General features: G+C 65.3%; 6 protein-coding genes. 4 read left to right on the top strand and 2 right to left on the bottom strand.

Going from position 1 to position 11,851, the window contains the following annotated elements; translation table 11 throughout:
• Nucleotides 1–50 precede the first annotated feature (50 nt).
• Nucleotides 51–1,703, top strand: a complete 1,653-nt coding sequence (locus tag EUV02_RS07395; RefSeq protein ID WP_135245613.1) for a M28 family metallopeptidase — start codon at nt 51–53, stop codon at nt 1,701–1,703.
• A gap of 96 nt (nt 1,704–1,799) precedes the next feature.
• Here EUV02_RS07395 and EUV02_RS07390 read toward each other — a convergent pair whose 3' ends face one another.
• Entirely contained in the window at nt 1,800–2,891 is a 1,092-nt protein-coding gene (locus EUV02_RS07390; RefSeq protein ID WP_135245612.1) for a PQQ-dependent sugar dehydrogenase, read from the bottom strand.
• An 81-nt stretch (nt 2,892–2,972) separates the two neighbouring features.
• On the opposite strand from EUV02_RS07390, the gene EUV02_RS07385 reads away from it, so the two are divergent.
• The 3 genes from EUV02_RS07385 to EUV02_RS07375 all read left to right on the top strand — a co-directional run bounded on the left by EUV02_RS07385 (nt 2,973) and on the right by EUV02_RS07375 (nt 8,018).
• A complete protein-coding gene (locus EUV02_RS07385; protein ID WP_135245611.1) occupies nt 2,973–3,410 on the top strand; it encodes a hypothetical protein in 438 nt (145 codons plus the stop codon).
• A gap of 55 nt (nt 3,411–3,465) precedes the next feature.
• Nucleotides 3,466–6,042 (top strand): ATP-dependent chaperone ClpB, encoded by a 2,577-nt coding sequence (gene clpB / locus EUV02_RS07380; RefSeq protein WP_135245610.1) that lies wholly within the window; start codon nt 3,466–3,468, stop codon nt 6,040–6,042.
• A 167-nt stretch (nt 6,043–6,209) separates the two neighbouring features.
• Nucleotides 6,210–8,018: a putative 2OG-Fe(II) oxygenase gene (locus tag EUV02_RS07375; protein ID WP_166430554.1), complete on the top strand. Its 1,809-nt coding sequence runs from the start codon at nt 6,210–6,212 to the stop codon at nt 8,016–8,018.
• 866 nt (nt 8,019–8,884) lie between these two features.
• On the opposite strand, the gene EUV02_RS07370 is transcribed toward EUV02_RS07375, so the two are convergent.
• Nucleotides 8,885–11,818 carry a TonB-dependent receptor domain-containing protein gene (locus EUV02_RS07370; protein WP_243445817.1) on the bottom strand — a complete coding sequence of 978 codons (2,934 nt, stop codon included), beginning with the start codon at nt 11,816–11,818 and terminating at the stop codon, nt 8,885–8,887.
• Nucleotides 11,819–11,851 lie beyond the last annotated feature (33 nt).

The following is an 11,851-nucleotide window of genomic DNA, read 5'->3' as shown; positions in this document are numbered from 1 at the left end:
TTGCACCAGATGTCGCCGGGGGCGGCGCGGCGTATGGTTTCGGAGCGACGATGAATTATTTGACACGTGCGGGTCTGGGCGGGATGGCCGCACTGTTGTTGTCGGGCGCCGTGTTCGCCGCACCGGCTGCGCCGCCACCGGGGAGCATTACCGCGGCCGAATTGCAGGCGACGGTGACCTTCCTCGCCGATGACCTGCTCGAAGGCCGGCAGATCGGCCGGCGCGGCCACGCCATCGCGATGCGCTACGTCGCCGCGCAGTTCAAGGCGATGGGGCTGGAGCCCGCCGGCACGCAGGGCTTTTACCAGCCGATCAGTTTCGAAGAACGCAGCTTCGCCTCCGACCGTGAAACGCTGACGCTGACGCGCGGCGACAAGACGTCGGTGTTCGTCAACGGTGTCGATCTGTCAGTCGGGCCGGGCAATGTCGTCGGCCCCGAAACCATCAGCGCGCCGCTGGTGTTCGTCGGCTTCGGGCTGGCGTCGAAGGAACTCGGCATCGACGATTATGCCGGACTCGACGTGCGCGGCAAGATCGTCGTCGCGCTCGCCGGCGCCCCCAAGTCGCTCAACAGCGAAATCGCCGCGCATCTGGCCCGCGGCAAAAGCGGCGAGGCGGCCGCACTCGGCGCCGTCGGGATGATCACCGTGCGCACCATCGCACAGGCCGAACGCGGCCCCTGGTCGAAAACCGCGAGCACCGCGCGGCTGCAGCGCCGCAACTTCGTCAACCCCGATGGCAGCGCCGGCGGCGACGCCGGCAGCCTGAAGTTTTCAGCCAATGTCGATGACGCCGCCGCCGCGCAACTGTTCGCCGGCAGCGCGATGAGCTTTGCCGCGGTGCAGGCCGCTGCCGATACCGGCGCGCCGCACGGCTTCGCGCTGACCGGCACCGCCAAGCTCGACCGCAGCAACGCCGTCACCACCATCACTAGCGCCAATCTGCTGGCGCGGCTGCCCGGCAGCGACCCGGCGCTGACCGACCAGCTCGTGCTGCTATCGGCGCACCTTGATCACCTCGGGATGCGCACCGGAGAAGGCGATACCATCTACAACGGCGCGCTCGACAATGCCTCGGGCGTGGCGACGTTGCTGGCGGTGGCGCGCAGCTTCGCCGCCGAGAAAAAGCCCCCCAAGCGCTCGCTGCTGTTCCTCGTCACCACCGGCGAGGAAGGCGGGCTGATGGGGTCGAGCTATTTCGCGCGCTACCCCACCGTCGGCATCGAACGCATCGTGTCGGAGGTCAACATCGACATGCCGATCCTGACCTGCGACTTCGCCGATGTCATTGCCTATGGCGCCAACCGCTCGACCATGGGCCCGATGGTCGCCGCCGCCGCCAAAAAACAGGGGCTGGGGCTGATGGCCGACCCGCAGCCGAGCGAGGCATTGTTCACGCGGTCGGACCATTACCCGCTCGTCCGCGCCGGCGTACCCGCCGTCTATCTGCGCACCGGCTGGCACGACACCCAGGGCGGCATGACCTGCCGCGACGCCGAAAGCCTGTTCCGCCGCACCCACTACCACGAACCCAGCGACGACCTGTCGCAACCGATCGACTGGAACGTCGCGGTCAAATTCGCGCGCATCAACGCCGAAATCAGCCGCACCATCGCCAACGCCCACGATGCGCCGCGCTGGTATTCGGGCGACTATTTCGGCGAGGTGTTCGCACCGGCGGCGGTCAAGGCCAAGCGTGAGTAGTAAAGGGCCTCCGGCGGGCAGGCCTGAGGCCTGCACCCGATTGAAGAGCGCCTAACAAATGGGTGCAGGCCTCAGGCCTGCCCGCCGGAGGCTCTTCTACTTCGGCGTTACGCGCAGCACCTTGCCCTCATCCTCGTCAGTCGAAATCCAGATCGCCCCATCGGGCGCGACGCGGACATCGCGGACGCGTTCGGTGATTTCGGGGAAGATGCGCGACTGGCCGATGACCTTGCCGTTGGCGTCCATGTCGATGCGTTTGACCTGCGGGATGGCGAGGGCGCCGGTGAGCAGGTCGCCTTGCCAGTCCTTGAACATCGCGCCGCGGTAGACGGCGAGCCCCGACGGGCCGATCGACGGCACCCAGACGACGATAGCGTCCTTCATGCCGGGGTAGGTTTTGTACGGCGAGATGGTCGCGCCGGAATAGTCGAGGCCTTTGGTGGCGACTGGCCAGCCGTAGTTGCTGCCGCGGGCGATGATGTTGATCTCGTCGCCGCCTTGCGGGCCGTGCTCGCTTTCATAGACGCGCCCCGTGACGGGATCGACGGCGAGGCCCTGTTCGTTGCGGTGGCCGTAGCTCCACGTCGCCTTGCTGGCGCCGGGTTTGTTCACGAACGGGTTGTCGGCGGGGATGGCGCCGGTGTCGGTGATGCGGATGACCTTGCCGAGGCCCGATTCGAGCTTTTGTGCCTGTTCGCGGAAGTCAAAGCCGTCGCCGACCGTCATCAGCAGCGTGCCGTCGGGCAGGAATGCCATGCGGCCGCCGTAGTGCACCGGCGTGTTTTTGGTCGGGCTGACGGTGAAGATGACCTTCACATCGGTCAGCGCGCTGCCGACAAGTTTGGCGCGCGCGATGTGCGTGGCGTTGGCCGATGGCGTGCCAGCGGCGTACGACAGGTAGATCAGGCCGTTGTCAGTGAACTTCGGGTGCAGCACGACATCGAACAGCCCGCCCTGGCTCTTTTCATAGACTTTGGGGACGCCGCTGATGCTGCCCAGCTTGCCCTTGTCGAGCACGCGCAGGCGGCCGGCGCGTTCGGCAATGAGCACGCGGCCATCGGGAAGGAATGCCATGCTCCACGGATGGTTGAGCCCCGTCGCCATCGGCGTGATCGTGTAGTCTGCGGCGATTGCGGGCGCCGCGACCATCGTCACCGCTGCGATTGCTGCCAAAAACTGCTTTTTCATGCCCATCTCCCGGTTGCCAACACCTATCGCGGTATCAGACCATATGTGTAAAGATGCTGGCGCAACAATGGGGACTTGTCGATGCGGATCGTTCGAATTCTGGTCAGCTGGCTGATTGCCGTTATCGTCACGACTGTCGGGATCAGCATCATCCACAGCCTGCGGATCCAGAACGGCCTCGCCGAACTTGGCGTGGCACTGCCGCTCGGGCTGCGGCTGTCGACTATCGGCCGCGACTTCGTGGGGCTTGCGCCGACGCTCGGCCCGGTGGTGGCGATTGCGCTGGCCATCGGTTTCGCGATTGCGGCGTTCCTGCGCCCGCGGCTGCCGTCGCTGGCGTGGATCGCCTATCCGCTAGCAGGCGCAGCGGCAATCGTGACGGCACTGGTCGCCATGAAGTTTTCGTACAACATCACGCCGATTGCCGGCGCACGTGGCCCGCTCGGGCTGCCGCTGTTCGCGCTCGTCGGTGCGGTCGGCGGCTGGATTTTCGCATGGAGACTCAAAACACGCGCCTGACCCTTGTGTTGCCGAATAGCAACACCATATCGGGCGGGACAGGAGATAGCCGCCCATGAATATCGAAAAGTTTACCGACCGCGCCAAGGGCTTTCTGCAATCGGCGCAGACCGTTGCCATCCGTAACGACAACCAGCGCGTCGCCCCCGAGCATCTGCTCAAGGCACTGCTCGAGGATGAGGAAGGCATGGCCTCGAACCTCATCCGCGCCGCCGGCGGCCGTCCAGAAACCGCCATGCAGGCGACCGATCTGGCCATCGCCAAGATCGCCAAGGTGACCGGCGCCGGCGCGCAGAATCTGCAGTGGGACAACGACACCGTCCGCATCCTCGACAATGCCGAACAGATCGCCACCAAGGCCGGCGACAGCTTCGTGCCCGTCGAGCGCGTGCTGATGGCGATTGCGCTCGCCACCACCACGGCGGCGGGCAAGGCGCTCGCCGATGCCGGCGTCACTGCCGTTGGCCTCAACAGCGCCATCGACAGCGTCCGCAAGGGCCGCACCGCCGACAGCGCCAACGCCGAAGCCGGCTTTGACGCGCTGAAGAAATATGCGCGCGATCTGACGCAGGCAGCGCGTGACGGCAAGCTCGACCCGGTCATCGGCCGCGACGAGGAAATCCGCCGCACCATCCAGGTGCTGGCACGCCGCACCAAGAACAACCCGGTGCTGATCGGTGAACCCGGCGTCGGCAAGACCGCCATCGTCGAAGGCCTCGCTTTGCGCATCGCCAATGGCGACGTGCCTGATGGCCTCAAGGACAAACGGCTGATGTCGCTCGACATGGGCTCGCTGATCGCTGGCGCCAAGTACCGCGGCGAGTTCGAAGAGCGGCTGAAGGCCGTGCTCGACGAAGTTACCGCCGACGGCGCCAATGTGCTGCTGTTCATTGACGAAATGCACCAGCTGGTTGGCGCGGGCAAAAGCGAAGGCGCGATGGACGCGTCGAACCTTTTGAAGCCGGCATTGGCACGCGGCGAATTGCACTGCATCGGTGCGACGACGCTCGACGAATACCGCAAGCATGTCGAAAAGGACCCGGCGCTCGAACGCCGTTTCCAGCCGGTGTTCGTCGGTGAACCCACCGTCGAGGACACCATCTCGATCCTGCGCGGGCTCAAGGAAAAGTACGAACTCCACCACGGCGTCCGCATCACCGACGGCGCGATTGTGGCGGCCGCGACCTTGTCGAACCGCTACATCGCCGACCGCTTCCTGCCCGACAAGGCGATCGACCTGATGGACGAAGCGGCGTCGCGTCTGCGCATGGAAGTCGAATCGAAGCCCGAGGAAATCGAGAACCTCGACCGCCGCGTCATGCAGCTCAAGATCGAGCGCGAGGCGTTGAAGCGCGAGACCGATCAGGCGTCGAAAGACCGGCTGGCGGCGCTCGAAGCCGAACTGTCGAACCTTGAGCAGCAGTCTGCCGAGCTCACTGCCAAATGGCAGGGCGAGAAGGACAAGCTCGCGGGTGCGACGAAGATCAAGGAACAGCTCGATGCCGCACGGCTCGAAGTCGAACAGGCGCAGCGGTCGGGCAACTATGCCCGCGCCGGCGAACTGACTTATGGTGCCATCCCCGACCTCGAACGCCAACTGGCCGAGGCCGAGGAAGCCACGTCGAGCGCGATGCTCAAGGAGGAAGTCACCTCCGAAGATATCGCCGGCGTCGTGTCGCGCTGGACCGGCGTGCCTGTCGACCGCATGTTGGAGGGCGAACGCGAAAAGCTGATGAACATGGAGGTCGACCTCGGCCGCAAGGTCGTCGGCCAGAACGAGGCGATCAAGGCGGTGTCGGCCGCGGTCCGCCGTGCCCGCGCCGGCTTGCAGGACCCCAACCGGCCGCTCGGCAGCTTCCTGTTCCTCGGGCCCACGGGCGTCGGCAAGACCGAGTTGACCAAGGCGCTGGCGCAGTTCCTGTTCGACGACCCGCACGCGATGGTGCGCATCGACATGAGCGAGTTCATGGAGAAGCACGCCGTCAGCCGCCTCGTCGGCGCGCCTCCGGGCTATGTCGGCTATGAGGAAGGCGGCGTTCTGACCGAAGCCGTGCGGCGCCGGCCGTATCAGGTCGTGCTATTCGACGAAGTCGAAAAGGCCCACCCCGATGTCTTCAACATCCTGTTGCAGGTGCTCGATGACGGGCGGCTGACCGACGGCCAGGGGCGCACGGTGGACTTCACCAACACGCTGATCATCCTGACGTCGAACCTCGGCTCGCAGTACATCGCCGGCCTGCGCGACGATCAGAATGTCGAGGAAGTCGAAGACCAGGTCATGGAAGTCGTGCGCGGGCATTTCCGCCCCGAATTCCTCAATCGCCTCGACGAGATCATCCTGTTCCACCGTCTCGGCATCGAGCATATGGGGCCGATCGTCGACATCCAGGTCGACCGCGTCGCCGCGATGCTCAAGGACCGCAAGATCGTCCTTGAACTCACCGACGGCGCGCGGCGCTGGCTCGGCCGTGTCGGCTACGACCCGGTCTATGGCGCGCGGCCGCTGAAGCGCACGGTGCAGAAGCATCTGCAGGACCCGCTCGCCGACATGATCCTGCGCGGGCAGATCCCCGATGGATCGACGGTGCGGGTGGAAGAGGGCGACGGGAAGTTGTTGCTCGAAGTGGTCTAAGGGCCTCCGGCAGGCAGGGACTAGTCCCTGCACCCGATACTTGGGGCGGTGCATCATAGCTGATGCGCCGCCCCAAACTTATGGGTGCAGGGCCTGAGGCCCAGCCCGCCGGAGGCTCTGCTCTCCCCCCGTTGCACTCGTCCGGTTTCCGCCCTACTCCGGTCGGCATGACGCTCGACCCGAACCAAAGCCTCGCGCAGGCCTATGCGCTGTTGCAACGCGGTGATGTGCGCGGCGCGCGCGGGCTGGTGGCCGGGGTGCTGCGGAGTTATCCGACGGCGCCGTCGGCGCTCAGCCTGATGGCGCTGGTCGAATTGACCGGGCTGCAGCGCCAGGGCGGCGATGCCAAGCCGGCGCTGGCGGCGTTTGCGGCCGCCATCAAGGTGGCGCCGCGCGATCCGCAATTGTTCAACAATCTCGGTAACTTGCACAAGACGCTGGGCGCGACCGACGACGCGCTCGCGGCGTATCGCAAGGCGATTTCGCTCAACCCCAATTTCGCCGATGCGCACGCCAACTACGGCATCGTTGCGCAGACTGCCGGGCTTTACGAGGACGCGCTGCCGGCGTTGCAAAAGGCCGCGACGCTGGCGCCGACAATGGCGCGGGCGTGGAGTTCGCTCGGGCTGTGCCTGCGTGAACTGGGGCAGCATGACGTGGCCGCCGAAGCGCTCGACCGGGCGCTGGCGCTCGATGCCAAGTCGCCGATTGCGCTGCGGGGCCGGGCGATTGTCGAGGCCGAACGCGGCGGACCGGAGGCGGCATCGCTGTATCACCGGGCGGCGCAGGCCTTGCCCGATGATCTGGAGGTTGCATTGGGCGCCGCGGTGGCGCGGCATGAGTCGGGCGACAGCGCCGGCGCGGTCGCGGCGCTCGCGGCAAAGGTTGCGGCGCATCCCGACTGGACGGCGGGGCATGAGGCGTTGGCGAAGCTGCGTTTCCAGGTTGGTGAAGCCGACAGTTTTACAAGCAGTTACGACGATGCACTGGCGCAGCGGCCGGGCGACAAGGCGTTGTGGCTCGGCGTTATGCGGACGCTGGCGCAGTCGCGGCGCTGGGAAGATCTGGCGGCGCGCGCCAAGGCGGCAAGCGCTGCGGCGGGTGCCGATCCGCTGTTCGATCTGGCGGCGGCGATGGCCGCGAGCGAGTTGGGCGACAAGGCCGGTGCGGCGTTCGAGGGGCTCGAGCCGGCGCTCGGCAAGGAGCGATTTTTCGCCACCGCCTGGGCGCGGCATTTGCTGCGGGCGCGGGAACCCAAGCGCGCGGCGGCGGTCATCGAGCCGTGGACCGGCAGCGGTGCAGCGTCGGACCAATTGGCCTGGGCGCTACTGGCGACGGCGTGGCGGATGGACGGCGACGCGCGCTACGACTGGCTCGCCGATACTGCGACACTGACCCGCGCCGTGGCGCTCGATATCAGTGCCGATGAAATGGCCGCGACCGCCGATGTGTTGCGCAAGTTGCACAAGGCGCGCGAGCATCCGTTCGACCAGACGTTGCGCGGTGGCACGCAGACCGAAGGCACGCTGTTCCTGCGCTCCGATCCGGCGATTGTGCGGCTGCGGCTGGCAATCGAGGAGGGCATCCGTACCTATATCGACGGGCTGCCGCCGGTGGATAGCGCGCACCCGCTGCTCGGGCGTCCGCGCGGCGGATTCCGTTTTACCGGGTCATGGTCGGTGCGGCTGCGCGCCGGCGGCACGCACGTCAACCACGTCCATCCCGAAGGCTGGCTGAGTTCGGCGTGCTATGTCGCGCTACCGGCGGGCGCTATGGGCGGGCCGAAGCATGCCGGCTGGCTGTCGCTGGGCATGCCGCCGGTCGAGCTCGACCTCGGGCTGCCGGCGCTGGCGATGATCGAGCCCAAGGTCGGGACGCTGGCGCTGTTCCCGTCGTATATGTGGCACGGCACCGAGCCGTTCGATGACGGCGAGCGGATGACGGTGGCGTTCGACGTGGTGCCCGACGCGGGCTGAGACACGCCCCTCGCTTCGGTGCGCTCCGCTGCTTCGCGTGGGGCATGAGCGGGGTTTGCGTTGTCGAGCCGTTCATCGATGATCCGCACGCACGACGAAATTCCGGCCAGCGGATATCCCCGCCCCGGTCCATCGTCCTCGCAATCTGTTCCCCCGCCGCCACGGTGGGGGAAATCCTCTTCCCGGTAACGGCATCCCTGGAAGTTTGCTGGGTTACCGGGAAGAGGCAGGCTTTGTGACGTTGATCGTGATAGCCGGTTGCGGAGGACGACGGCTTCCATAGCCGAACGCGTATATTACGCTGTAGTTCACGCGTTTTTTGGACGCATTTAGTGCAGACGTAAGTGCCCTCCTTGGAACACTTGGAGCTGAAGTTCCCGATCTAACAGAGCGCGGGGCTGAAAAGCGCGGCGGTGAGACGTCACGCCCGGGAACGCAAGTGGCGATCGTGAGCCCGGACAGGTTGGGTGGAGAATATCCAGTTCTCCACCGCCTTGAGAGCATCACTAACCGATTAGGTTCCTTAAGTCAAGTGAAATCGCGCATTCGTCCCCTCTCCCCGGTGGGGAGAGGGCGACTCGCGCGCTAGCGCGGCGGGGTGAGGGGGTACTTCGCCCGAGGCGGTAGCGCCCACGCCCCTAACCAACGACCGCTGAACCCCCTCACCCGGGCCGGCCCGCGACGTAGGTCGCATCCGCTCCGGGCCGTCTCTCGCCTCTCCCCAACGGGGAGAGGGCGCGTCCCTCGACTGCGCTCGGCATGAGCGGCGTGGGTTTGTGCGTGCCGGCTGCGATACCGTCGCGCATGGGCACAAAAAAGGGGCGGCAGGTTTCCCTGCCGCCCCGATTTTTGGTGCAATCTTCGACTTAGAAGGTTGCCGATGCGCCGATGAAGAAGCGGCGGCCGTACGGATCGTAGGTCGACGGATAACCGTTGGCCTGCTGGTTGTTGCCGTCGGCGATGATCGGCTGACCCTTGTTGAAGAGGTTGTCGATACCGAGCAGGAACGAGAAGTTCTTCGACACGTTCCACGAACCCGAGAGGTCGAAGTAGCTCGCCGCACCGAGGTGGGTCGTCGAGACGACACCGGCGGTGCCATCGTCGTCGGTGCCACCGATGTAGCGCCACAGCAGCGAGGTGGTGAGCGGACCGGTTGCCCAGGTCACGCGCGCCGAACCGCGCCACGTGCTGTACGGATCGCCGCAGGTAGCGCCGAACAGACCGGCGCAGTCATAGCGCAGGCTCGGGATGACCGAAATCGGGTTGTTTTCCCAGCTGATCAGGTAGGTACCCGACAGGCGGAAAGTGAACTTCGATTCGTTGGCAAAGCCGAAGTTGGCGTTCATGCCGTACTGCAGGTTGAAGTCGACGCCGGTGGTCGAAATCTGACCAGCGTTGGCGTTGACGTTCTGCAGACCGTCGACTTCGAAGGTCGTCGGGTCACGCGGGATGAGCGCGCAATAGGCAGTGTCGTACGGGGTGAAGTTGTTGCCCGAGTCACCGAAGCAAGCATCACGCACGTTGGTGGCACCGGGGCCAGCCGCCAAAATCGCGCTGTTGATGTCGATCGAGTAGTAATCAACGGTCAGCGACAGGGCCGGGATCTGGCTCGGAACGATGGCGACGCCAGCGGTCCAGGTGTTCGACGTTTCCGCTTCGAGCTGCGGGTTACCACCGAAGATCGCGCGGATCTGGGCGTTACCCGAACCGAACGCAGTGCCAACCACATTGGCAGGAACGCCATTGTTGATGCAGCTCTGCTTCAGAGTTGCGTTGGTCTGCGCCACTGCCTGGGTGCAATAGTCGGTGAAGCCCGGGAAGCCTTCCGACTGGCCGAGGTAGAGTGCCGAAATCGACGGCGCGCGCAGTGCGTGCTGGTACTGACCGCGGATGGTCAGGCCCTTGATCGGCGCCCACTGGCCACCGAGCGAGTAGGTGGAAGCGTTGCCTACGTTGTTGCTATACATCGAATAACGGTAAGCGCCGTTGAGTTCGAGGTTATAGAAACCGGGCTTGTCGGCGACGACCGGCAGGTTGATTTCGGCGAACAGGTCGGTCACCGAGTAGCTGCCGACGGTCTGCGTACCGCCGTTGAAGCCGACGACGTCACCCGACGACAGCGCCGTATCCGGGTTGAAATCGCCGAATTCCGAACGCCATTCGACACCGAACGCGATACCGACCGGGGCTGCGCCCCAACCGAAGTCGAACAGGTTGCCGTTGGTGATCGCCGCGTTGGCGACCTGTTCTTCGATCGTCGTGCCGTTCTGCGTGCTGATCGAGATGTAGTCAGCAGCGGCCGGGCTGATGTTGCCGGCACCGTAGATGTTGAGCGGCGCGCAAGCAGCACCGGCTGCCGGAGCGCCGGGGGCGCAAGCGACAGTACCGAGCGTCGTGCCGGTGGTGTTGAGGGCGGCTGCGAAGCGCGAGCGCGAAACGTTACCCGCCTGGGCTTCGTTGTTCGTGGTGCGCGCGAAGGTGTAGTAGCCGTCATAGCGCCAGTCGCCGGCGATCTCGCCGCGCATACCGACGAGGACGCGGTAGGCATCGCGGTTGTTCTTCGAGATACGCGGACCGACTTCGTTCAGACGACGGCCGATGGCGAGCGTGACGTAGCCGTCCTTCGGGGCATCGACGAGACCGTTGCTGGTGACGGTGTTGGTCTGCGCGGCGTCGGCAGCCAGGAAGTTCGCCTGGGTCGAGCCAGCAAAGAACGGGCTGTTGACCGGTACGCGGAAGTTGCCGCTGATCGGGGTCGCCGCGAGCTGCGTGTTGACCTGGTTGTTGACGAACGCCAGTTCGGTATAGGCTTCGGCGTGTTCGTTGATTTCATACTTGGCGAAGCCGCCCATGAACCAACGTTCCTGCGGAACCTGCAGATAGTTGGCCGGTGCGAAGTTGAACGCATCGGTCGCGCCGCAATAGGTGCGGAACGAACCATCGGTGTTGAACAGGTTGTTGCGGGTCGAAGCACCGGTAGCGCAACCCGGGGTCGGCGAAGCCTTGCTCTGGTTGACCTGGAAGCGGGTGCCCGGAACCGAGCCCGAACCACCGAGGAAGGTGCCGCCCGAACCGTCATCGCTGAGCGTGTACGACGTTGCCGAACGGTCAGCCTGGAAGATCGGGTCGCGCTGGGCGTAGCTGCCGTAAACGGTGACGTTGCCCTTGCCGTTGGCAAAGTTGGTACCGATGGTGGCCGAAACGTTGAACGTCGCGCCGTCACCCTGCTGGGTCAGACGGTAGCCGGCATCAACCTGCATGCCTTCGAATTCGTCGTTGAGGACGAAGTTGACGACGCCGGCGATAGCATCCGAACCGTAAACGGCGCCGCGGCCGCCGGTCAGCACGTCGGCGCGCTTCACGAGGCTGGCGGGGATGGTGTTCAAGTCGACGATCTGCGTGACGTCATAGCTCATCCAGCGACGGCCATTGACGAGAACCAGCGTACGGGCAGCACCGAGACCACGAAGGTCGGCGGTTGCGGCGCCATCGCCGGGGTTGTTCGAAGCGCCGGTCAGGCTGGGAACGATCTGCGGAAGGTCATACAGAACTTCTTCGACGTTCACGGCACCCGACAGCTGGAATTCCTGCTGGCCCAGCACCTGGATGGGGCTGGCGGTGTTGAGGTCAGGGCGCGCGATGCGCGAGCCGGTGACAATGATCGACTCACCGGTGTCGACGTCGGTCGCGGCAACTTCCTGCGCGAACGACGGGGTCGACATGATGCCGATGGCGAGGACGATCGACGCAGCACTGGTCTTCAGTGCAGCGCGCGAAAGCGATGCGGTTTTATTGATCAAGTCCCTGATCCTTCTATAATTGTTGTTCGAGAC

Source organism: Glacieibacterium arshaanense (assembly GCF_004681125.1).
GTDB lineage: Bacteria > Pseudomonadota > Alphaproteobacteria > Sphingomonadales > Sphingomonadaceae > Polymorphobacter_A > Polymorphobacter_A arshaanense.
Note: the sequence above shows the minus strand (reverse complement) of the source record. Positions and strands in the feature narration are given on the sequence as shown.